This is a genomic window from Bradyrhizobium tropiciagri (genome assembly GCF_001189845.1).
GTDB classification, from domain to species: domain Bacteria; phylum Pseudomonadota; class Alphaproteobacteria; order Rhizobiales; family Xanthobacteraceae; genus Bradyrhizobium; species Bradyrhizobium tropiciagri.
In genome coordinates, this window is sequence record NZ_LFLZ01000046.1 from 35,925 (window position 1) to 59,039 (window position 23,115).

The 23,115-nt window shown below is 65.9% G+C and carries 18 protein-coding genes and 2 pseudogenes; 4 read left to right on the plus strand and 16 right to left on the minus strand.

Annotated elements, in window-relative coordinates; all coding sequences use genetic code 11:
* Positions 1–78 precede the first annotated feature (78 nt).
* Complete coding sequence (hemE, locus tag AKN84_RS29465; protein ID WP_050424027.1) at positions 79–1,125, plus strand: uroporphyrinogen decarboxylase; 1,047 nt, start codon at positions 79–81, stop codon at positions 1,123–1,125.
* 160 nt (positions 1,126–1,285) lie between these two features.
* Here hemE and AKN84_RS29470 read toward each other — a convergent pair whose 3' ends face one another.
* From AKN84_RS29470 to AKN84_RS29480, 3 genes are all read right to left on the minus strand, one after another.
* Positions 1,286–2,899, minus strand: coding sequence for a GMC family oxidoreductase (locus AKN84_RS29470; RefSeq protein ID WP_050424028.1), 1,614 nt, complete (start codon positions 2,897–2,899; stop codon positions 1,286–1,288).
* Between the two features lie 157 nt (positions 2,900–3,056).
* The gene (gene mhpA, locus AKN84_RS29475; protein WP_050424029.1) at positions 3,057–4,658 is read right to left on the minus strand and encodes a bifunctional 3-(3-hydroxy-phenyl)propionate/3-hydroxycinnamic acid hydroxylase MhpA; all 1,602 of its coding nucleotides are present in this window, start codon (positions 4,656–4,658) and stop codon (positions 3,057–3,059) included.
* Between the two features lies 1 nt (position 4,659).
* Positions 4,660–5,655, minus strand: a complete 996-nt coding sequence (locus AKN84_RS29480; protein ID WP_244485577.1) for a VOC family protein — start codon at positions 5,653–5,655, stop codon at positions 4,660–4,662.
* 280 nt (positions 5,656–5,935) lie between these two features.
* On the opposite strand from AKN84_RS29480, the gene AKN84_RS29485 reads away from it, so the two are divergent.
* Complete coding sequence (locus AKN84_RS29485; protein WP_050424031.1) at positions 5,936–7,894, plus strand: putative bifunctional diguanylate cyclase/phosphodiesterase; 1,959 nt, start codon at positions 5,936–5,938, stop codon at positions 7,892–7,894.
* A gap of 22 nt (positions 7,895–7,916) precedes the next feature.
* Here the strand turns inward: AKN84_RS29485 and AKN84_RS29490 are convergent, their stop codons facing one another.
* The 7 genes and pseudogenes from AKN84_RS29490 to AKN84_RS29520 form a co-directional block, all read right to left on the minus strand.
* A complete protein-coding gene (locus tag AKN84_RS29490; RefSeq protein ID WP_050424032.1) occupies positions 7,917–8,909 on the minus strand; it encodes a PDR/VanB family oxidoreductase in 993 nt (330 codons plus the stop codon).
* Positions 8,910–8,921: 12 nt separating this feature from the next.
* Positions 8,922–9,668, minus strand: coding sequence for a GntR family transcriptional regulator (locus tag AKN84_RS29495; RefSeq protein ID WP_050424033.1), 747 nt, complete (start codon positions 9,666–9,668; stop codon positions 8,922–8,924).
* 5 nt (positions 9,669–9,673) lie between these two features.
* Entirely contained in the window at positions 9,674–10,720 is a 1,047-nt protein-coding gene (locus AKN84_RS29500) for an aromatic ring-hydroxylating dioxygenase subunit alpha (RefSeq protein WP_050424034.1), read from the minus strand.
* A 249-nt stretch (positions 10,721–10,969) separates the two neighbouring features.
* The gene (locus tag AKN84_RS29505; RefSeq protein WP_244485579.1) at positions 10,970–11,935 is read right to left on the minus strand and encodes a DUF2778 domain-containing protein; all 966 of its coding nucleotides are present in this window, start codon (positions 11,933–11,935) and stop codon (positions 10,970–10,972) included.
* A 291-nt stretch (positions 11,936–12,226) separates the two neighbouring features.
* Positions 12,227–14,608 (minus strand): putative bifunctional diguanylate cyclase/phosphodiesterase, encoded by a 2,382-nt coding sequence (locus AKN84_RS29510; protein ID WP_050424036.1) that lies wholly within the window; start codon positions 14,606–14,608, stop codon positions 12,227–12,229.
* A gap of 147 nt (positions 14,609–14,755) precedes the next feature.
* Positions 14,756–15,166, minus strand: coding sequence for a DOPA 4,5-dioxygenase family protein (locus tag AKN84_RS29515; RefSeq protein WP_050424037.1), 411 nt, complete (start codon positions 15,164–15,166; stop codon positions 14,756–14,758).
* 22 nt (positions 15,167–15,188) lie between these two features.
* Positions 15,189–15,808 (minus strand): annotated as a pseudogene (locus tag AKN84_RS29520) (class I SAM-dependent methyltransferase).
* Positions 15,809–15,993: 185 nt separating this feature from the next.
* Here AKN84_RS29520 and AKN84_RS29525 point away from each other — a divergent pair.
* Positions 15,994–16,695 (plus strand): hypothetical protein, encoded by a 702-nt coding sequence (locus AKN84_RS29525; protein WP_050424038.1) that lies wholly within the window; start codon positions 15,994–15,996, stop codon positions 16,693–16,695.
* Positions 16,696–16,717: 22 nt separating this feature from the next.
* Here the strand turns inward: AKN84_RS29525 and AKN84_RS29530 are convergent, their stop codons facing one another.
* Positions 16,718–17,371: a PilZ domain-containing protein gene (locus AKN84_RS29530; protein ID WP_050424039.1), complete on the minus strand. Its 654-nt coding sequence runs from the start codon at positions 17,369–17,371 to the stop codon at positions 16,718–16,720.
* Between the two features lie 378 nt (positions 17,372–17,749).
* On the opposite strand from AKN84_RS29530, the pseudogene AKN84_RS29535 reads away from it, so the two are divergent.
* Positions 17,750–18,561 (plus strand): annotated as a pseudogene (locus AKN84_RS29535) (enoyl-CoA hydratase).
* 185 nt (positions 18,562–18,746) lie between these two features.
* Here the strand turns inward: AKN84_RS29535 and AKN84_RS29540 are convergent.
* The 5 genes from AKN84_RS29540 to AKN84_RS29560 form a co-directional block, all read right to left on the minus strand.
* Complete coding sequence (locus AKN84_RS29540; RefSeq protein WP_050424040.1) at positions 18,747–19,529, minus strand: SDR family NAD(P)-dependent oxidoreductase; 783 nt, start codon at positions 19,527–19,529, stop codon at positions 18,747–18,749.
* Positions 19,530–19,616: 87 nt separating this feature from the next.
* Positions 19,617–20,540: a DUF1932 domain-containing protein gene (locus AKN84_RS29545; RefSeq protein WP_128971267.1), complete on the minus strand. Its 924-nt coding sequence runs from the start codon at positions 20,538–20,540 to the stop codon at positions 19,617–19,619.
* Positions 20,540–21,409, minus strand: a complete 870-nt coding sequence (locus AKN84_RS29550) for an ABC transporter substrate-binding protein (RefSeq protein ID WP_050424041.1) — start codon at positions 21,407–21,409, stop codon at positions 20,540–20,542. The genes AKN84_RS29545 and AKN84_RS29550 overlap by 1 nt, the downstream gene beginning before the upstream one ends.
* A gap of 19 nt (positions 21,410–21,428) precedes the next feature.
* Positions 21,429–22,163 carry a TetR/AcrR family transcriptional regulator gene (locus tag AKN84_RS29555; protein ID WP_050424042.1) on the minus strand — a complete coding sequence of 245 codons (735 nt, stop codon included), beginning with the start codon at positions 22,161–22,163 and terminating at the stop codon, positions 21,429–21,431.
* Between the two features lie 60 nt (positions 22,164–22,223).
* Positions 22,224–23,102 carry an SMP-30/gluconolactonase/LRE family protein gene (locus tag AKN84_RS29560; protein ID WP_050424056.1) on the minus strand — a complete coding sequence of 293 codons (879 nt, stop codon included), beginning with the start codon at positions 23,100–23,102 and terminating at the stop codon, positions 22,224–22,226.
* Positions 23,103–23,115: the final 13 nt, after the last annotated feature.

A 23,115-nucleotide genomic window follows, 5' to 3' on the forward strand; every position in this document is an offset into this window, starting at 1 on the left:
GGTTCCAGAACCGCCTTGGCCCGCTGCGCCGCAGCGTGTATCAGGGGCCAAATTTTGACCGAGATCAGGAACTTTCGCGTGCCCCAGGATCCCACCAAGAAGCCGCTCATCGACCTCCTGTCGGGCCACCGGCAAGCCACGCCGCCGCTCTGGATGATGCGGCAGGCCGGCCGCTATCTGCCGGAATATCGCGAGCTGCGCGCCAAGGCCGGCGGCTTCCTCGATCTCTGCTTCACGCCCGAATTCGCCACCGAGATCACGCTGCAGCCGATCCGCAGGTTCAACTTCGACGCCGCGATCATCTTCTCCGACATCCTGGTGATCCCCTATGCGCTCGGCCGTTCGGTGCGTTTCGAGGCCGGCGAAGGGCCGCGGCTCGATCCGCTGGCGACACCCGGCGAGATCGCGACACTGGCCACCCATGCCAATTTCGACCAGCTCGAGCCGGTCTTTGAAGCCCTGCGCCGCGTCCGCCGCGAGCTTGCGCCCGAGATCGCGCTAATCGGCTTTTGCGGCGCGCCATGGACGGTTGCGACCTACATGGTGGCCGGACAGGGCACACCGGACCAGGCGCCGGCGCGGATGCTCGCCTACCGCCATCCGGACGCGTTTGCCAAGATCATCGACGTCCTGGTCGAGAACTCGATCCACTACCTCGTCGGTCAGCTCAAGGCCGGTGCCGATTGCCTGCAGATCTTCGACACCTGGGCCGGCGTGCTGCCGCCGCGGGAGTTCGCCCGCTGGTCGATCGAGCCGACCCGGCGCATCGTGGCCGGCGTCCGCAAGCAGGTCCCCGGCGCCAGGATCATCGGCTTTCCGCGCGGCGCGGCGGGCATGCTGCCGGCCTATGTCGAGCAGACCGGCGTCGATGCCGTCTCGATCGATTGGACAGCCGAGCCGTCGATGATCCGCGAGCGCGTGCAGAGCCGCGTCGCCGTGCAGGGCAATCTCGATCCGCTGGCCCTGATCGCCGGCGGCGCCACGCTCGACCGTGCGGTGGACGATGTGCTGGAGAATTTTGGCCAGGGCCGGCTGATCTTCAATCTCGGCCACGGCATCCTGCAGGAAACGCCGATCGCCCATGTCGAGCAGATGGTGGCACGGGTACGCGCGTATAAGGGGTGAGGCAAAGCCCCCCTATCACCGTCACCCTGAGGAAGCGCGCTCTTGCGCGCGTCTCGAAGGGTCGACGGCCCGAGTCTCTCCGAGCCGCAAGAGCGGGGCCGTGCATCCTTCGAGACGCCGCTTCGCGGCTCCTCAGGATGACGGGTTCGCTACAGCCGCGTTACCGCGCATCCTCCAAAATCATGTCGGACGCCTTCTCCGCGATCATGATCGTCGGCGCGTTGGTGTTGCCCGACATCAGGTCCGGCATGACGGAGGCATCGACCACGCGCAGCCCCTCGACACCGCGCACCTTGAGCCTGTTGTCGACCACCGCGAGCGCATCGTTGCCCATCCGGCAGGTCGAGGTCGGATGATAGACCGTGCTGCCGGTGCGGCGGCAGAAATCGAGCAGATCGTCGTCGCTGACCACCTTCGCGCCGGGATCGACTTCGCCAACCGAGTATGATTTCAGCGCCGGCGCGGCCAGGATCTTGCGCAGGATGCGGATGCCGTCGATGAAGGCGCGGCGATCGGTCTCGGTCGCCAGATAATTGATGCGGATTTCCGGCGGCACGCTGGGATCCGCGCTCCTGATCTTCAGCGAGCCGCGGCTCTCCGGGCGCAGCTGGCAGACCGAGGCCGTGAAGCCCGAGAACGGATGCAGCTTCTCGCCCATCTTGTCGGTCGAGAACGGCAGGAAGTGGATCTGGATGTCGGGCGACGCCAGCCGCGGGCTGGTCTTGAAGAACGCCCCCGACGTGCCGGCCGCGATCGTCAGCGGCCCCTCGCGCAGCGCGGCGTAGCGCAGGCCGGCCATGACGCGGCGCACCGGATTGTTGACGACGTCGTTCAGCGTCACCGTCTGCGCGCAGCGCGTGATGATGCGCACCTGCATGTGATCCTGCAAATCGTTGCCGACGCCGGGCGCATCGAGCACGATCTCGATGCCATGCTGCTTCAACAGCTCGGCCGGGCCGACGCCGGAGAGCTGCAGCAGTTGCGGCGAGTTGTATGCGCCGCTCGAGACCAGCACCTCTTTGCGCGCCTTGGCCGCGCGCAACTGCCCGTTCTGCTTATACGCAACACCGCTCGCGCGCTTGCCGTCGAACAGGATGCGCTGCGCCAGCGCCGAGGTCTCGACGCGCAGATTGCCGCGCGTCAGCGCCGGCCGCAGATAGGACCGCGCCGTCGAGGCGCGCCGGCCGCGCCGCGTCGTGGTCTGGAAGAAGCCCGCGCCCTCCTGGGTCGCGCCGTTGAAATCCGGATTGGTCGGAATGCCGACCTCGGCCGCAGCATGAACGAAGGCTTCCGACAGCGGATCGTGATGGCGCCAGTCCGACACCGGCAGCGGACCGCCCGCGCCGTGATACTTGTCGCCGCCGCGTTGCTGATCCTCCGCCTTCCTGAAATAGGGCAGCACGTCGTCATAGCCCCATCCGGCATTGCCGCGCTGGCGCCAGCGATCGTAGTCCTCGTGCTGGCCGCGCACATAGAGCAGGCCGTTGATCGAGCTCGAGCCGCCAAGCACTTTTCCGCGCGGCTGGAACACCTGCCGCCCGTTCAGGCCGGGCTCGGGCTCGGTCTGGTACATCCAGTTGACGGATTTTTCCTTGAACAGCTTGCCGTAGCCGAGCGGGACATGGATCCAGATGTTGGTGTCCTTCGGCCCGGCCTCCAGCAGCAGCACCGAATGCTTGCCGTCGGCGCTCAGGCGATTGGCGAGCACGCAGCCGGCCGAGCCGGCACCGACGATGACGTAGTCATACTCGGCCGCATCATTATTGGCGTTCACTGGTTTCCCCCGGAGTTTCTTTCTTCCGGTGGTACAGACAAAGCGGCGGCTTGAAAAGGCTAGAGCCCCATTCCGATTTAATCGGAATGGGGCTCTAGCCTTTTGTTTTGACGCGTTTTCTTGACGCGAACCGGCATCCACCTCGCTCGAAAACGCTCTAGTGCCATGCGCTGAGGTTCTGGAGCAGTTGCCCGACAAGCATATTGAGCTCGTCGGCGTTCCTGGCAGCACCGAAGACGTAACGGTCAGGCCGCACGATGATAGCTGCAACACCATGTTGCCGCATCCAGTCGGCGAACAGCCCGTCACGCTCCACCACGCTCAGAACGCCGTCGGCATCACCGCTTTCACCTGATGTGATGATCACGATGCGCTCGCCGGCCAGATGCTGCCAGGCGGCACGGGATTCGTCCGATAGCCACACCATCGGCTCCGCTGCCGCCGTCACGATCGCAAATTCCGGCTTCAGCAGATCGTCGAGCCGACACGTTCGCCCGTCCGGCGCACGCACATGCGGCTGCACGAACAGCCGCCCGGCAAGGACAGCATCGCGCGCGATCAGACCGGAGACGAGATCGGGGATGAATTTCTGCCTGATGGTTTCGGCCTTGCCGGCTTTCAGATCGGCGCGCAATCGCACGTCACGTTCGGCGGCAGCCACGGGATCGAGCTCGCCGATGATCTTGCCGAACTCCTTGGCGCTGGCGACGACGGCACGGACATGCGGCTTGCGCTCGACCTCGTAACTGTCGAGCAGCGCCTCGGCGGCATCGCCGCGCAGCACCAGCCTCAGCTTCCAGGCGAGGTTCACGGCATCGCGGATGCCGGCACACAGCCCCTGCCCGAGGAACGGCGGCATCTGGTGCACGGCATCGCCCATCAGCAGCACGCGGCGATCACGCCAGCGCTGCCCAAGCAGCGCGTGGAAGCGATAGACCGCCGAGCGCCAGATCGTGAGATCGGAGATGTCGGTGAAGCCCTGCAGCAACCGCACGACATTGTCGGGTGCGCCGGCCGCCTCGGGATCCTCGCCCGGCAGCAGCTTGATCTCCCAGCGCCGCAGATTGCGCGGACCCGGCACGAAGGTGCCGGGACGCGACGGCCAGCAATACTGAAAGCTCCTGGCCGGCCGCTTGGCGGGATCGCTGGTCAGCGTGTCCACCACCATCCACCATTCGTCGAAGGCAAGGTCGTCGAGGCCGACGCCGAGCTGCTTGCGGACAAAGCTGTTGGCGCCGTCGCAGCCGACCAGATAGCGCGCGCGGATCAGGAACTCCTCGCCTCGCTCGCGACGCGCGGTCAACGTCACCGCGGTGTCGTCCTGCTCGAGCGCCACGCCGGCGGTCGCAAGGAAAACGTCGACATGCGGATATTCGGCGAGCCTGTCGCGCAGCGCCTGCTCGAGGTCAGGCTGCACGAAGGTGACATTCGGAATCCAGCCGAGCGGGAACGGCGGCGGCATCGGATCGAAGATCTTGATGATCTCGCCGTCGACGCCGAGATAGTGCGAGCCGTTATGCGGAGCGATCGCCTGCTCCATGAAATCGCCGAGCCCGATCGCCTGCAGCACACGCAACGCCTCGTGATCGAGCGTGATCGCGCGCGGCTTGTCGTAGATGTCGGCGACGCGCTCGACGACGGCAACACGCAAGCCGGCTTTCGCCAGCAGATTGGCGAAGATCGCGCCGACCGGTCCGAGGCCGACGATTGCCACATCGTAGATTGGATCAGGCTCGGGGTTTGCGACGGACAACGACATGCTACTTCGCGAGGTGGCTCTCTAGCGTCAGCGGCTTCGGCTTCATCTGCGGCTCACGGATCGGAACATCGGCAAACGGCGTCGCCTCCTCGAACCAGGCCTGCCGCGCCGGCAGGCCCCATGGAAACGAGATCTTGTGGTCGGACGGATCCCAGCCGATCGGCTCGTTCTCGATGTCCATGATCTGGTAGTGGGTGTTGAAGAGCTCGACGCGGTGCCCGTCGGGATCGCGCATATAGACATACATCGCGTGTCCCGGCCCGTGCCGCCCCGGGCCGCGTTCGACGGCCGCGCCATAGCCGAGCTCGCCGGCGAGATCGCAGGCGTTCAGCAGATAATGGATCTCGGGCGCCAGGAACGCGAAATGGTGCAGCCGCGGTCCCGCACCGTTGAAGAACACGATGTCGTGCGGATTGCCCTTGCGCTGCAGGAACACGCCGCGCAGATCGGACGTGCCGGCGGGCGCGATATACTCGCTGAGCCGGAAGCCCGCCGCGGTGTAGAATTCGCATGCCTTGCGCACGTCCGGCGTCAGCACCTGATAGTGATCGAGCCGCAGCGCTGAGCCGCCGGCATGGCGGCTGAATTGCGTGATCATGCGCGGCTCGACCGGCATGGTCGCACAGAACTCCAGCGGCGTTCCCGCCGGATCGGTCGCCTGCAGCGTGCGGCCCTGGTGCGGCACCTCGGCCCAGGCGGCCTCGCATCCATGCGCCTCGAAGAAAGCCTTGAGCCGATCGAGGTCGTCGTCCCTGAACACCCGCAGGCCAAGCCGCGCGCAGACCGCGCCCTTGCCCTTGCGCAACACAAGGCTGTGATGACAGGCCTCCTCGACACCGCGGAAGTAGAGCGTGTCACCCTGCTCCGCGGTCAGGATCAGCCCGATCACCTTTTCGTAAAACCGCCGGCTCGCCGCGAGGTCGCGGACGGTCAGGACCACATGGCTCGCCCGCGTGATACGAAACCCGGGATCATGGTTCGTGGCCGGGAGGCTCATGCGCACCTTCTGGTTTTTAGTCGCGGGAACCCGACTCATTGCGAAAAACCGGCGAGCGATCAAGCAGCGCGCTGGGCAAACTCTGCCGGTCCGTGACGTCGCGTCACGCATTTGTATCAATTTGTTAGCAATGCCCGCCCGTGGAACCGAAACGTGAGCCCAGCGTGGCACGGTCTGTTCCAATAGTTCATAGTTTGTCAAAGGTTTGCAGAGAATTCTTCGGCGCTGCGCCACGGCCAACCGCGCAGGCGACGTCGTGACGCGCAGGCAACGTAGTGAGATGCGTACCTATCTCAGATCATATTTCGCGGCCCTGTTCGCGGGTGACCTCGCGGCCTTCGGCGCACCGACGGATGAAGCGCTTGCCGGCCACATCCGCGCCGAGCAGGTGTCGCTCGTGCTCGGCTATTCCTTCGGCATCATGCTGGCCAACGCCTGCAACGCGCTGGTGCTGGCAGCTGCGTTGTGGCAATCGCCCGATTGGATCTTTGCGCTGGTGTGGGCGGCCGCCGTGAGCGGCGCCGCGCTGTTCTTCGGCCTGCAGGCGCGCGCATCGCGCCGCATCGCCAAACCGCAATTCGTCTCGCGACGAACCATGCACCGGCTGGTGCGCAATGCGCTGGCGCTCGGCGCCGCCTGGGGCGTCGTCCCCGTCGCCTTCTTCGCGAACGCATCGAGCGGCGCACAATTGGTGATCACGTGTCTTTGCGCAGGCATGCTGGCCGGCGGCGCTTTCGCGTTCTCCACGATTCCGATCGCCGCGATCGCGTTTACCGCGCCGATCTTCGTCGGCACCGCGATCTGCCTCGGCCGCGACGGCGACTTCATCTATCTCCTGATGGCGGTCCTCGTGCTGGTCTACGGCTCCGTGCTGCTGCGCGGCGTCTTCGTCAATGCGTTCGAGTTCCGCCGGCGCATCATTGCCCAGCATGAGGCCGAGCGGACGGTGCGGCAGGATCCGCTGACGCATCTGCCGAACCGCGTCGCCTTCAACGAGGCGCTCAGCGGCGCGCTGAACCGCCTGTCGCGCTCGGGCGAGGAATTCGCCGTGCTGCTGCTCGATCTCGATCGCTTCAAGGAGATCAACGACAGGTTCGGCCGTCCGGCAGGCGACGAATTCCTGGTGCAGGTCGCGGCCCGGTTGCAGCGCTGCACGCGCGCGGCCGAGCATGTCGCGCGGATCGGCGGCGACGAGTTCGCGCTGATCATGTCCAATCTGACCCGGCCCGAGGACGTGCTTGCGATCGCCGAACGGTTCGTCGCGGCCTTCGCCGATCCATTCCCGATCGACGGATTCGAGATATCAAGCGCGATCAGCATCGGCATCGTGCTCGCGCCGCGGGACGGCAACACATCGCACGATCTGCTCAAGCATGTCGACATCGCGCTCTACCGCGCGAAGAAGTCCGGTCCCGGCACGATCTGCTTCTTCGAGGCGAGCGACGATCAATCGGCGCGCGACCGCCGCGCCTTGCAGCGCGACCTCGAACAGGCGATCGAGGCGAACCAGCTGTTTCTCGTCTACCAGCCGTTCCTCGACATCCGCAAAGGCCGCATCACCGGCTTCGAGGCGCTGTTGCGCTGGCAGCATCCGGCGCGCGGCCTGATCCCGCCGAGCGTCTTCATTCCGATCGCCGAGGAGAGCGGCCTGATCCACCAGCTCGGCGAGTGGGTGATCCGCCACGCCTGCGCGATGCTGTCGCGCTGGCCTGACGACGTCAGGATCGCGGTGAATTTCTCCGCGGTCCAGTTCCAGAACGTCGGCATCCTGCAAACCATCGTCGAGGCGCTTGCCGAGGCCAACGTCGCGCCGAACCGGCTCGAGATCGAAATCACCGAGTCGATGCTGATCTCGAAATACGGATCGGCGCCCGCGATCCTGAACGGGCTGCTCGAGCTTGGCCTGACGGTTGCGCTCGACGATTTCGGCACCGGCTTTTCGTCGCTGACCTATCTGCGCAAGCTGCCGTTCAGCCGCATCAAGATCGATCAATCCTTCATCCGGGACATGCTGACCCAGCCGGATTGCGCCGCGATCGTCAAATCGGTGATCGGCCTCGCGCAGGACCTGCAGATCGGCGTCGTGGCCGAAGGCGTCGAGACCGCCGATCAGCTCGAATATCTGCGCCAGACCAGTTGCGACGAGGTCCAGGGCTATCTGATCGGCCGGCCGATGTCCGCCAGCGAGATCACCGCGCTGCTCGATCACGATCCGCAGCACTCGGTGCACGCGGCGTAGCCTGATCGAGCGCCCGCGCCCGTCACAGGACGTCGGGGCGATGCAGTGTGTCCACCGTGATGGTGCCGCGCGCACGCGAAACACACGCGCAGATCTTGCGGCTTTCCCGCTTCTGGTGCTCGCTGAAGAAGACGTCGCGATGGTCGATTTCGCCGTCGACAGCGACGACGTCGAGCGCACAGACGCCGCATTCGCCGCGCCGGCAGTCGCTCATCACTTCATGGCCGGCGTCGTTGAGCACGTCCAGCATCGAGCGGTCGTGCGGGATCACGAACTCGGTGCCCAACTCGCCGCCCTGGCCCGCGAGCCGCACGCGGAACGCCTCGGTCGGCAACAGCCCGCTCGATCCAAAGGTCTCGTAACGCAGGTCGGTCATCGCCCGGCCGGACGCTTCCCAGGCGCGCCGCGCTGCATCCAGCATCCGCATCGGCCCACAAAACAGCGTCATCGTATCCCGCGGCAGGTTTGCGAAGACGCGTTCGAGGTCAAGCCGGCTGCCCTCGTCACCGGCATGGACGATGAGGCGCTCGCCGAGCAAACCTTCGAGCCTATCGAGATAGGCCGCATCGCTGCGCGTGCGCACGGCATAGTGCAGCACAACGCCTGCGTTGCGGCGGGCCAGCGCCTGTGCCGCACCGACGATCGGCGTGATGCCGACGCCGCCCGCGATCAGGCAGAACTGCCGCCGCGTCCAGTCGAGCTGCATCAGCGAGGCGGGCTGCGTGATGTTGAGCCGCGCCCCCGGCGCGAGCGACCACATGTAGCGCGAGCCGCCGCGCGAATCCGGAGCGCGCCGCACCGCGATCCGATAGCCTTGCGGATCGACTTCGCCGACCAGCGAATAGGAACGGGTCTGCGGCTGGCCGTCGATGGTGACGCCGACATCGATATGACTGCCGACGGGATAGGGCGCGCCGGTGAAATGATCCGGCCGCAGCAGGAATTCGCGGATGGCGGGCGTGAGGTCGCGCGTCTCAACCAGCGTCGCTGATGTCCAGGTTTCGATGAATCGCATGGCGCGCTCCGTTCAGCCTGATGTGATCAGCGCCAGTGCCGGCAGCAGATCGAGGTGAGTGCGGTTGCGCAGCGCGAGCCGCAGATTGCGCGCCGCAAGCCGGGCGTGCTCGCGCATGACCGCTTCGGCGCGCGCGCCCTCGCGATTCTCGATGGCGTCGACCACCACGCGATGGTGGTCCTGCGCGATCAGCAGGATCTGGCGCGCCTCGGGCAGGGCCGATTGCGCCATCACGAAGCCGCTCGGCGAGGCGAACGGCAGCGCCGAGGCGCGGTCGATCTGCCGGATCAGCGGCGGGCTGCGCGACAACTCGGTCAGCAGCGCATGGAAACGCGCGTTGAGCGCGACATAGGATGAAAACGCTTCGACCGAGATCGGATCCTGCCGCACCAGGCCATCGATCTCGTTGAGGCATTCCTTCAGCGGCTCGAGATCGCGCGACGACACGCCGCGCTCGGCGGCAAAGCGCGCAGCCAGCCCCTCCAGCGTGCCGCGCAGCTCGATCGAATCGAGAATGTCCCGCTCGGAAAATGCCTTGACCATGAAGCCGCCGGACGGGATCGCCTCCAGCAGGCCTTCCTCCTCGAGCCGGACCAGCGCCATCCGCACCGGCGTGCGCGACACCCCGGTGATCTCGACCGCCTGCAGCTCGGATATGCGCTCGCCCGGCCGCAGCCGGCCCGAGAGCACGAGATCGCGCAGCGCAAGCTGCGCCCGCACGGTCTGCGACACGGAGCGATCGGTTTCGCGTTCCGCCATGCCGCCTACTCCGCTGCCTGCAGCTGCGACGGAGTCTCCTTCGCCACCATGCGGTCGATGACGCGCCGCGCCCACATCGCGCCGGCATCGATGTTGAGATTGTAGAATACGCGGTCCGGATTCTCGTCCATCGCGCGCTGTTGCGCCTCCAGGATGATCTCGTCCTCGTGGAAGATGCCGGCGACGCCGTCGCGGATTTCGCTGGTCAGACGCTGCTCGGTGATGCGGTGATTGCGGACGAAGGCCCAGAAATAATGGCAGGTCTTCTCGGTCTCCGGCGTGATGGTGTTGAGCACATAGCCGTTCACGCCCTGCGAGCGATCGCCTTCCGGCGCGCCCGATCCGGCCGGCGCGACGCCGACATCGATATTGACGGTGCATGGCGCCTCGAAGCGGATGATCTGCCAGCGATCGACCGGGCCCGGCTTCTGCAGCTGCTTGGCCCAGAACGGTGGCGCCTCGATGCCCTGCATCCAGCGCGTCACCGTCACGGTCTTCTCGCCATGGGTGACGTCGAACGGCGCTTCGGCGACCGCATCATTTCCGATGCTCGAGCCGTGCACGAAGGTCTCGTGCGTCAGGTCCATCAGATTGTCGACGACGAGGCGGTAATCGCATTTGACGTGAATGGTCTTGCCGTCGCCGGCCCAGGCCGGATCGTGATTCCAGTGCATGTCGGGCACCAGCGCCGGATCGGCCAGCGCGGGATCGCCCATCCAGAGCCAGATGAAGCGGTGGCGCTCGACGACGGGATAGGCGCGCACGCAGGCCGACGGATTGATCGTCTCCTGCGAGGGCATGAAGGTGCAGCGGCCCTGTGCATTGTATTTCAGGCCGTGATAGCCGCAGACCACGGTATCGCCGTCGAGCCGGCCCTTGGAGAGCGGCACCAGGCGATGCCAGCAGGCATCCTCGAGCGCCACGACCTCGCCGTCACCCTTCCGGTACATCACGACATGCTTGCCGCAGATCGTCCGCGGCAACAGCGCGTGCTTGATCTCGGCGTCCCAGCCGGCCGCGTACCACGCGTTCATGGGGAAGGGTTTTGGCATCGTTCGCCCTCTCAGCATCTCCTCGGATACTTTATGTATACATCATTAGCCATCATAATACAAATTACGGTAATATAATACTTTGATATCCAATTTACGTATACAGTATTGATCGTCGAGAGGTATGAGAGCTTTGCCTGAACGTTCCATCACGCCCACGGCGCATCGCCCGGCGCTTTCGCGCCGGAGGTAAGGAGACATTCTGAATGTTGATGGACCTGATGCACCGAACAGCGCCGGCGCGCGGCCTTAAGAGTTCGACGCCGAGCGGGTCGAGGCCGACTGGACATCCCTGATGCTGATGACGACGGCGATGCGCTTGATCGTGCCGCTGCGGTAGGCCTGCAGGAATTTGTCGTAGTGCTTGACCGAGATGCAGCCGTTGGAGTCGCCGTTCGGGCCGAGCATGTAGCTGTGGACCAGCAGGCCGACGCGCCCGAACGTATCGCTGCCATCGACCGGCGTCATGCGCAGCGCCGGCACGCCGTGGAACAGCTTTTCGCGCGGCTTCATCTCATAAATGCCGGGTGGAGTTGCGCCGGCGTTGCGGGCGTTCACATGCGCCGGATCGTCGAGCAGGTTGCCGAGCCCCGAATGCGCTTCGAACTTGGTGCCGTCGGGCATGTACACGATGCGGCCGGTGATATCGTAGACCGCCGTGGTGCTGTCATAACCGAGCTTGCCGAGATCGGGGCTCGGGCCGGACAACAACCCGTCATTCGGATCGACCGAGGCCAGCTGCAATTTGCCCGGCATCATGTCGGCGATCTTCTGCAGGAACGTCCGGTTGTCGCCCTGCTGAACCGGCGCCTGCGGCGGCAGCGGCTGATCGTTGCGGGCGAGCAGATTGGCCTCGGCCGGCCGCGACCGCGGCATCGGCACCGCGGGTGCGGTCGTCACCGTGGTCGTTGCGGCGACCGACGCCGTCGCCGGCTCGCTGCTGCTCGGCAATTCGGTCTGCGTGTCACGCAGCTGACCAGACAGCGCGTCCTCGATCTGACCGAACTCGGAATTGAAATCGCCGCGGCTCGAACGGAACCCGCGGCGCAGAGGATAGTAGAGCGAAGCCGTGTTGATGGTGGAGCGAGAGCCGAAGCGGTCGTCGAAATTCAACGAGGCGGTGGTATTGGCGAGTGCCGGTCCGTGCAGCCACGCGGTCGGGTCGATGCCGACCATCCAGGCGGCAAGGCCAGACGACAGGACGAGCGCGCTCACGGCGAACGCCGTGCTGCCCACCAGAGACATGCCGCGGCTTGACCTACGCCCGGCAGCTTTCGTCGTACGTTGACCCATCATCCCCAAGTTCGGTGTTCTGGGGCCTGTTAGCCGGCCCACGTGGGATTCACCGATCGCTCATCATATCAGGGAATTAGAGTAAGGCATAATCGAGACGAAGCCGGCAACGACAGGCTTTTTAAACGTTTTTCGGATGGAAAGTGCCGGAGAATCAGCCTCGGACGGGCTGAAACGGCCCAAAAAGTCCCGATTCGGGACAATCTCGGCGACTCAGGCGATCTTTTCTTCCCGCAGCGTCAGCACCGGGACCGGCTTCCCGATCGCGTAACCCTGGACGTAGTCGACCCCGATCTGGCGCAGCTCGTCCAGGATCGCGAGGCTCTCGACGAACTCCGCAACCACCTGCTTCTGCATGATCTTGGCGGTCTTGGTGATCATCTCCACCATCGCGCGATCGACCTTGCTGTTCAGGATCTCCTTCACGAACGAACCGTCGATCTTGATGATGTCGACCGGCAGGTGCTTCAGATAGGCGATCGAGGACATGCCGGTGCCGAAATCGTCGAGCGAGAAGCTGCAGCCGATCTCGCGCAAGCGCGCGATGAATGTCTGCGCTTCGTCGAGATTGGAGATCGCACTGGTCTCGGTGATCTCGAAACAGACCAGCGCCGGCGGGACGTCGTGTTGCGCGAACAGCCCGGCGACGAAGTCGACGAAGTCGCTGTCACCGATAGTGGCGCCGGACAGGTTGATGGCGTAGCTCGCGATCTTGCGCGGATGGTGCTTGCGCTCGGCGATGATCTCGAAGGCGCGGCGCACCACCCAGCGGTCGATCAGCGGCATCAGTCCGTAACGCTCGGCCGCGGGCAGGAAGCTGCCGGGCGGCACCAGGGCGCCGTTCTCGTCGCGCAGGCGCAGCAGCAGCTCGCGCCGATCGTTGCCCCTCAGCAGGCCGTTCACCGGGCGGATCTCCTGCTCGTAGAGGCAGAAGCGGCCCTCGTCCAATCCCTTGCGGATGCGATTGACCCAGCTCATCTCGGCAACCCGCACCGCCATGCCGGTATCGGACGGACGGTGCTCCTGGACGCGGTTGCGTCCCTTGTCCTTGGCGAGGAAGCAGGCGACGTCGGCAAGCCGCAGCGCGTCCTGCACGCCGGCGCTGTCGGCAAGCCCGACCAGGCCGATGCTTGCGCTGATCCTGAAGCTCGAGCCCTCATGGACGAAGTTCGACTGCTCGACCACCGCCCTGATCCGCTCCGCGACATCGGCGGCAACGTCGTGCGTGGCGGAGCCGTCGTCGCGCAGCAGAATGCCGAATTCGTCGCCGCCGAGACGCGCAACCAGCCCGTTGTCGCCAACCTCGGCGGTCAGCAACCGCGCCACCTGTCTCAGCAGCCGATCGCCGGCCATGTGGCCGCAGGTGTCGTTGACGATCTTGAACTGGTCGAGGTCGATCAGCATCAGATCGGCGCCCGCCGCCGGTGCGCCCGACATCGCCTTGTGCAGCTCGAACTCGAACTGTCGCCGGTTCGCAAGGCCGGTGAGCGCGTCGTGCGAGGCGGCCCACGCCAGTTCCTCGACCAGCCGCCGCTCGGCGGTCATGTCGTGAATGATCATGACGCGGCCGGACGGTTCGCCTTCATGCACGATCGGGGTCTCGACCACCGAGACCGGCACGCTGGAATGATCCGGCCGCACCAGGAGCGGCTGCTGCGGCCGGCTTTCGTCATCGTCATCCGCGCTCTGGAACGATCCGCGCACCGGCTGCTCGGCGATGTTGAACAGCGATGAAAGCTGCCACCCTGTCACGTCCTGCCCCGACGCGATCAGCCGCTCCGCGGCGGCGTTCATGTAGCCGACGCGATCGTCCTCCGTGGTCACGATGACAGCATCGCCGATCGAGGCCAGCGTGAGCTGGGCGCGCTCCTTCTCGACGGCGAGCGCGGTCTCGGCAAGCCAGCGCCGCCACAGCATCCGCCGCGTGTGGAACAGCACGATGCCGGCAAGGCAGGCCGCGATCCCGAGATTGACCAGCAGCAGCAGCGCGGAAACCTGGCGCGACGCCTTGCCCAATTCATCCGAGAAATCGACGGCGAGCGTGCTCATTGCGGCATCGACCGCACCGATCCGCTCGGCCCAGTGCTTGATGGCCGCAGCCGAGGGATCATGCAGCGCGACGTCGTTGGCGGCCTCGTTCCTGATCTCGATCAATTGATCGAGCAGCGCATCCGAATTCCGCCACGCCGTCACCGCGCCGGCCACGTGGTGCATCTTGCGGAAATATTTGAACAGCCAGATCAGGCCGCCGATGTCGTCATCATGATTACCCGCTTTGGCGAAACCGGCGCGGGCCACCGCGTCGTTATTGCCCGGCGATTCCAGCGCGCGCCGCGCCGTGCGATCGGCCAGCGGCACCGCGATCGCGGCGTCGAACTTCTGCAAATAGAGCGGCGCGCCGGTGCTGACATAGGTCTGGAGGTAGTGAATGGCGTCCTTCTGCCCCTTCGACCACATGCTTTCGCCGGCGACATAGGCCCTGACCGCGGACATCACCTGCAGGCTGCCCGCCGACAGGCCGCCGAGCAGCAGCACGATCGCCAGCAGAGGGCCGACGACCCGCCACAGCGCCCAGCTTCGGAATGAAAAGAACATGCCCAATGCGCCCAACCCTGAAATTATCGGGTGAACCTAGGAACGCCGGCTTAACCTCACGTTGCAAAACGCGATGAGTTTGAAACGACTTGGTTGTAATTGAATTGCGTCAAAATTTACGCACCCGGCCGACCGGGCCGGCAGCGCTCAGGGACGCAATGTCGGCGACGTATTCGGTGCCGGCGCCTGCTCCATCTCGGCCTCTTCGGGCAGCTTGTCGGCATGGACGGCGAGCGGCGTGCCGATCCAGAGCGGATCGTCGCGATGATCGCGGCGCGGATTGGTCGTGTTGGGATGGACCAGGATGCTCAGGCTGCCGTGGTTGAGCATCAGCCACGGCACCAGGGTCGGAAACAGCTCGGCCACAAACGCCACCTGATACATCGCCTGATCGTGCGGGCCGACCTTGACGTCGTGCCAGCGCCCAAGCGTGACCAGGAAACGCTCGCCCATCCAGTTGCGCAGGCGCTCGGCCTCGCCGCGGCTGGTTGCGGGATCGTAATAGACATGGGCGTGATAGCTCGCGATCTCGCCGATCGTCCGTGGCGCGTCCGTCATCTCACCTCTCCTCCGCGGCCTATCACCTGCGCCGCAGCACACTGAACTGGAACGACTGCGTCGCGCCCCAGGGCGTGACGTGCCGGTGCGCCTCATGCGCGATCAATTCGAATGCCGGACCGATGGCCCGGCCGAGCGCTGCGGGATCATAGCGCTGCACCGGCAGCCCGCTGCATTTCTCCGGACCGTCCAGCGCGAAGGTGCCGATCACGGCGTGGCCGCCTGCCTTGACGCCGCGATGCAGCCGGTCGAGATAGGCCGCGCGATCGTTCGCCTCGACCAGAAAATGAAACGCCGCACGATCGTGCCAGATGTCGAGGCCCGCGGCAGCTGCCAGACCGTCGCATCATCGGCGACCCAGAGCACCGCATCGCCGGTCGCGCCGATGCGCTTCCGCGCGCTCGCCAGCGCCGCCTCGGAGAGATCGAGCACGGTCAGATCATGGAAGCCGCGCATCAGCAGCGCATCGACGAGGCGCGAGGCCCCGCCGCCGATGTCGATGATCGACGCGTCGCGGCCCGGCGCCACGGATTCGATCAGGCGCAGCGAAGGCTGCGGATCGGCTTGCGACCAGCTCACCTGCTGCTCGCCCTTGGTCAGATAGACGGTCTGCCAATGCAATTGGCGATCAGACGCGGTCATGGCGATACGTCCCGAAAGCGGCGGCAACCTGCGTTGCGTACGGTTAAGCATGAGCTAGGCGCGGCGCTACCCCGCGTCAACCGGCAGCAGCCGGCACGCACGGCCGCATGGCGGCAAATGCCGCATTTGCATCGCCGCATTTTCCATCTAACCTGACACACAGGTTGAGATCGAGGCGCCCGGGGATGGCCAATTTCGGCTGGACACGCGTCAACAGGCCTGCACAAGCGGAGGATGCCGCCAGCGACTTGCGCGGCCTCACCGACCCCTGTGCGTTTCTCGCCGCGCTCGACAAGGTGGTGCCGCGCTATCTCGATCTCGCCGACAATGGCGTGCTGGTCTATCCGGCCTGCAAGCGCAAGCCCGGCGACCTGCTCGGCGATGCCAGGGCGATCTGGGAGCACACCCGCCTCGAAGCGATGCGCTATGTCCCGATGGTGCCACGGAAGGATACCGCGCTGCTGACCGATCCGGCCCGCCAGGCCGAGACGATCGATGCCTTCCTGCGCCAGCGCGCCCACGACAACACCGTCGTCGATTTCACGGGAACCGCGATCGAGGATTACGGCATCGCGATCTATGCGGCGCTGAACTGGCTGAACCATTGCGGCGCCATCGTGAATGCCGATCCGCAGAAATTCTCCGGCACGCTGCGAAGCTTCCGCAAGGTCATGGTCGTCGCCCGGCAGTGGTGGGCGCTCGACGGCGCCGCGGAGCGCTGCCGGCAGATGCTGGAGGCGCGCGAGCGGCCGCCGCTGGTGTTCTTCCTGCTGTGGGCCGAATGCACCAACCTGGCGCGCGAGATTGCGATCGCGGCGGCCGGTGCGACTGCTGCCGAGGACAGCATCGCGCGCATGCGCGCAGCCGAGGATCCGGAACAGCTGTAGCGAAGCGGCGGAGCCCGGCGGTTCAGGCAACAGAGTCCGCGTCGGCCGACACCACCAGCAGGTCCTTGGACTTGCGCGCGATCAGGCGGCCGAGATCGCCCTGCTTGTAGCTCTCGACGAATTTGATGGCGAAGCCGTTCGGCAGATGCCGGACCACGCGCCCGACACAAGCTCCGATCGCCAGCGGCATGCCGACCGGCGGCTGCACCTCGGAGGACACCGCGGCCCCCGACAGCGACATATCGATGATGAAGCAGCTCTGCACGGTGCCGTCCGCCAGCGTCAGCATCGCATGCGGCGCGACCGGAACGAAACGCGGATTGTTGCGCGCCTCGCGGACGCTCGGATCCTTCTGCTTCTTCTCGATCCAGGTCAGCTTGTCGGCGAACTTCTCGCGCCTTGCATGCGTCATCTCGAGCTCGAGCAGGAAGCTGCCGCTCATCGTATCGGTGATGCAGCCCTCGAACTTGCCGAACTCCTCGAAATATGAGGTCAGCCGGTCGCCGACCTTGCCGACGACAGGCACGTCCACGATCATGCGGAACGGCGACACGCGCGTGGTGCGGCAGGCGAAGGTGCGCAGCTTGCCCTGCGCGTCGTACCAGTTCGGCAGCGTGTAGCTGCCGTTGACCGTGATCCTGACCGCGCGTTGCTTGAGGAACTTTTCGACAGACACGACTGGACCTCGCCCGAGGCGATGTGAGTGCACGGAGGTCTGGGTTGACCGACATCCCGGGTCGGTCCGGTGGTGGGACTTCCGCTACCGACGCGATGGCAGCGTGAAGGCTGCAGCACGCGTCCCAGCGCGCCGCGGGAGGGTCCTGGCGCGCAGGTGCGTACAGTCGTACCGTCGAAAAACTAGGAAAACGTTAAGCCGGGACGGAGCGCGGGCGGCGCACTCTATGGCGCAACCCTTACGCGGCAGTTTATTTTGCGAGCCGTACAACTACCGGGAGAGTTGCCACACGCCGATGCAATCGCGCCGTGCCCTAAACCGCCTGCCTCGGCGCACGAGCGGGTGCTAGCTTTGGCCGAAATCAGACCGGACCCTCATATGCCCAATATCTCAGAGAAGTCGCTCGCCGACGGCAAGATCCTGCAAAGTGTGGTCGACGGCGTCGGCGTCATCACCTTCAACAACCCCGGCAAGCGCAACGCGATGTCGCTGGAGATGTGGGAAGGGCTCGGTGAGGCGTTGATCGCCCTGCGCGACGATCCGGCGGTCCGTGTCGTGATCCTGGTCGCGCCGGCGACAAGGCCTTCGTGTCGGGCGCCGATATCAGCCAATTCGAGAAGACGAGACACAACGCCGAGGCCTCCGAGGAATATTCGCGGCGCAGCGCCGCCCAGCGCGCTTTGCTCGCCGACTACCCGAAGCCGACCATTGCCTGCATCCGCGGCTTCTGTCTCGGCGGCGGAATGCAGGTCGCGATGCTGACCGATATCCGCATCGCAGGCGCCAGCGGCCAGTTCGGCATTCCCGCCGCCAAGCTCGGCATCGCCTATGGCTATGACGGCTTGCGCCATCTGGTGTCGCTGGTCGGCCCGTCCTGGGCGCGGCTGATCATGTATACGGGGATGCGGATCGATTCCGCGGAAGCGCTGCGGATCGGCCTCGTCGATCGCGTGCTGCCGGATGCCGAGCTCTGGGACGCGACCATGGAGATCGCGCGCACCATCTCGGGCAACGCGCCGCTGGCGATCAAGGCCGCCAAGATCACCATCGCGCAGGTGCTGAAGGATCCCGCCGATCGCGACATGGCCGCGATCAAGCAGATCGGCATCGACTGCATGGACAGCGCGGATTTCCGCGAAGGCCGCAACGCCTTCATGGAAAAGCGCAAGCCGCAGTTCAAGGGCCGGTAGAGCGGTCTTCTTACCTCGCCCCGCTTGCGGGGAGAGGTCGGATCGCATCGAAGATGCGATCCGGGTGAGGGGGAGCCTCCGCGAATCCCGCTACTAGCATTGGCGCGGCGATAGCCCCTCACCCCAACCCTCTCCCCGTAAGAACGGGGGAGGGAGAATCTTCACCGCCTGCGCTCGACCCTCGCCTACTTCTTGTCGTGGACCGGCACCGTGTAATTGAGGATCAACCGCCCGCCATCGGGATAGATGGTCTGGCCGGTGATGTAGGAGGCATCGTCGCTGGCGAGGAATGCGACGACCGAGGCAACCTCGCTCGGCTCGCCGCAGCGGCCGGCCGGTGTACGTGACAGCACGCTGCGCCGCGCGTCCTCCGACGAGAAGATCGCCGTCGCCACCATCTCGGTCAGGATCGTGCCGGGCCCGACCGCCACGACGCGAATGCCGTGCGGCGCCAGCGCCACGGCGGCCACCGAGGTGAGCTGCTTCATCGCGCCCTTGGACATCGCGTAGGTCGCAAGCGAGGGGATCGCGAGCAGCGCATTGACCGAGGACATGTTGACGACGACACCGCCGCCGCCCTGCGCGATCATCTGGCGCGCCGCGGCCTGCACGCCGAAGAATGCGCCCTTCAGGTTGATCCCCATCACGTCATCGAACTCGGCCTCGGTGATGTCGAGGAAGTCGCGATTGCGCGCGACGCCGGCATTGTTGACCATGACGTCGAGCCGGCCGAACTCCTTCACCGCCGTGGCGACGATGCGATCAACGTCAGCGCGCTTGCTGACATCGGCTTCGACGGCCCGCAACTGATCGACCTGTCCGAGTTCCTGGGCGGTGTGGACCAGCCCGGTGGCATCGACATCCGAGATGACGACCCTGGCGCCATCGGACAGGAAGCGCGCGGCGCAGGCCTTGCCGATGCCACGCGCCGCGCCGGTGATGGCGACGACCTTGCCGGAATTCTTCATGGGAGTGCCTCCAAAACGAAACTGTTTACGGAGCAATAGCGCATTGCGCGGCGCCAGGGAACGCGGCGGATTCTCCGCGCGCCCTGCTCAGGATTTAATGCGCGCGAGAATCCGGTCGGCCTCGGTGCGCCAATCGGCGCTGCGGGCGAAGTCCGCGGTGCCCTTGCGTCCGAACACGCCCTCATCGGCAAGATCGGCGATCCAGCCTTGCCGCTCGGCGGTCCCGGACGCGGACCATGGCGTCAGCCCGGCCTCGCGCACGGTCTCCGCCACCTCGCGCACCTCCTCGGCGCGCCGCCGGCCGTGCTCGATCACCCGCTGGAAGAAGTAGGCGCCCTGCTTCTCCCAGTCGATGCCAGGGAAGGTCTCCTTGAGCGAGGCCAGCACCGCGTCCTCGACGCCATAGGCGCGCGCGGTGGTGAAACTCTCGATCACCATCGCCTCGAGCCCCTTGATCATGATGCTGCGGCACATCTTGACCGCCGAGGACACGCCAAGCTCGTCGCTTGCTACCTTCGCCGCGAAGCCGAGCGCAGCCAGGAGCGGCGCCAGTTCGCGGGCGCCGCGGCCGCCGAGCAGCAGCGGCACCTTGATCCGGTACGGCGGCAGCGAGGTCATCACCGCGCCCTCGACGTAGCGGCCGCCGGCGCCATCGATGTGGGCCGCCGCGCGCTGCTTGGCACCGGGCGAGGCCGAGTTGAAATCGAGGAACCAGGCGCCCTTCCGGATTGCGGGCGCGCAGGCCTCGGCCACCGGCACCGCCTGGCTCGCCGTCACCGCCGAGATGATGAAATCGGCCCGCGCCGCAAGATCGGCATGCGATTCCGCAAGCACGACGCCGGTTTCCGCCGCATGCGCGCGCAGCGGCGCGCCCTGCCCGCGGTCGAGCTTGATGTCGCAGGCTGCAACCTTCACACCCTGCTGGCGCAGATCTTCGGCGAGGATGCGACCGACCTCGCCATAGCCGAGCATGCCGACCTGCCACTGCCGCGGATCGCTGGAGATGGTCATCAGTTCAAGTCCCGTGTTGTGTCGTCGAACAGCTCGTCGACCGTGACGCGCCGGGGGATCAACGCCTGCTGGGCGCAATAGTCGATCATCAGCCCGAGCGGCTTACGGTTCGCCTCGACGCCGAACGGCACCAGATCAGGCACGCCGGGCGGACCGGCGTTGGCCTTGCTGCGCTTGAGGAGATCGTAGAGGCTCCGCACCACGTCCGGCCGCGACGCCGCGAGCCGCGTTGTCACCACCACCAGATGATTGACCGGCACGACGCTATGCCGCGCGTACCACCGCGCCGCCTCCGCGGGCGGATCGGCGAACAACGGCCTGAGCGCCGGATCGTTCGAGGTCTCGCCAAGCACGGCGTCGAGCTCGCCGTCTTTCAGCATCTGGATGATGCTGCCGCCCTTCGGGGCGCGCTCGGTGCGATCGACATATTCGGCGACATGCGGATCCTCGAAGGTCACCCAGTTGATCCTGTCGAGGTTGACGCCATGGTCGTTGGCGAGGATGCCGCGCATCCACGCTCCGGTCGTGGTCGTGAACGAGCGGATACCGACCCGCTTGCCTTCCAGATCGGCAGGCGTGAGCGTGCCGCGGTCGGCACGATAGAGCGCGTAGCCGTGCTGGAAGCGGCCGACCATCGCCGCCGGCAGCAGCACCAGCGGCTTGCCGTAGGCCTTTGCCATCAGATAGGTCACGATCGCCATCTCGCAGACGTCGAACGCCTGCTCGCGCACCATCGGCTTGAACGCGGCATTGGTCGGCGTGAACTCGGTGAAGTCGAGGTCGAACAGTTCCGAGCGCAGCTCACCGCGCTTCACCGCCTGGACGTGGGGGTGATTGCCAAGCACCGTGCGGAGCCGAAGTTTCTCCATGGCGACGAACTCCGCGGGGTCAGGTCAGCGCTCGTCCTGGAGCTGCGCCCGGCACCTTGCGCGGCGCTGATATCGGCGGATCGAGCGGCGCGGCTTGCAGCGCAGCAACAGTTGCGCGCACCAGCTCCTCGATGGCGTGGCCGGCGTCGGTGCCGTCGGCGCTGCCGCGCGACAGGCGCGACACGCGCTCCGGCGTCACCAGCGTGTAATAGAGCGCGCCGAGCAGAAAGTGGCCGCGCCAGACCAGATCGGTCCGCGGAATATGCGGCAGACTCTCGTGGATCGCGTCGATGAAGGCGTGGCTGGTGTCGTCGAAGGTCTGCGCGATGATCTTGCGCACAACCTCGTTGCCTTCGGCCGACATGATTGCGCGCAACCGCGTGAACCGCGTTCCGCCGCCGGCAAGGTCGCTGCCCGAGGTGAAGGCCGGCAGCACATAGGCACGCACGATCGCCTCCAGCCGGTCCTGCAGGTCGCGCACCCGCCGCGCCGCCGCCAGAAGCTCGGAGCGCCGACGGTTCATCGGGCCGCAATGGCGCCGATAGATCTCGAGCAGCAGGCCGTCCTTGGTCTTGAAATGATAGGTCACGCTGCCGGGATTGGCGCCGGCGGCCTGCGCGATGTCGCGCACCGAGACGGCGTTGAAGCCGTAGGTCGAGAACAACTCCTCCGCCGCGGCGAGGATCGCCTCGCGCATGTTCGGCTTGCGCGTGCTCACGGCCTTTACGTTGGACTTGGTGGGCTTGCGGACCATATTTGTACTATCGTCCAAATAATCAGGTCGCGTCAACAAGGCGGCCTGCGTCCGCTCTCGTCAGGACAGTTTGACGTCAGGCTCGGCCCGGCCGCGTGCCGCGGCATCGAGCAGAAAGGTCTGGCCGTGCCCGGGATCGGCCGCGCGCTGCGCCTCGTCCATGTCCTGCCAGGCCGAGGTGACCAGCACACGCGCAAAATCGCGGCCGACAAAGGCCGGACAGCTCGATTGCTTCGCCGGCACCTTCAGCGAGCGCAGATGCCGGCCGGAGGGATCGTAGACATCGACGCAGCCGCCGCCCCAGCGCGCGTTCCAGATCATGCCGTCGGCATCGACGATCGCGCCGTCGAGCCCGCCGACGCCTTGATGTCTGATCAAATCGATCGGCTCGCCGGTCGGCAATCCCGTTGCCGGATCGAGCGGCACGCGATGCAGCACGTTGGTCGCGGTGTCGGCGAAGTAGCCGACGTCGCCCGCCGGCGAAAAGCAGATCGCATTCGGGATCGTGATCCCGGGATAAAGCCGCGTGATGCGGCCCCGGTGCAGCGCGTAGATCGCGCCGGCGCTCTGCTCGGCCTGGCGCCCCATGGTGCCGAGCCAGAAGGTGCCCGACGGATGCACGCGTGCATCGTTGGAGCGCGTCAGCGGATTGTCGGCCTCCAGCGCGGCAAACAGTTCCAGGCGGCCGTCGGCGACCTGCCGGACGTAGAGCCCATCTTCGGCAAGGATCAGCTGCCGCTCGCCGTCGATCCGCGCCAACGCGCTCGCCATCTTCGGCAGCGCGTGAATGATGGTGCGGCCATCTGCAAAGCGATGCTCGAACAGGCGCCGCTCGCGGATGTCGAACCACCAAGCGGTGTCGGTCGATGCGTCATAGGCCGGGCCTTCGCCGAGATGACAACGCTCGGCCGACAGCACGGATATCGGCACCTCTTCGATCGGCGGCTCGGCG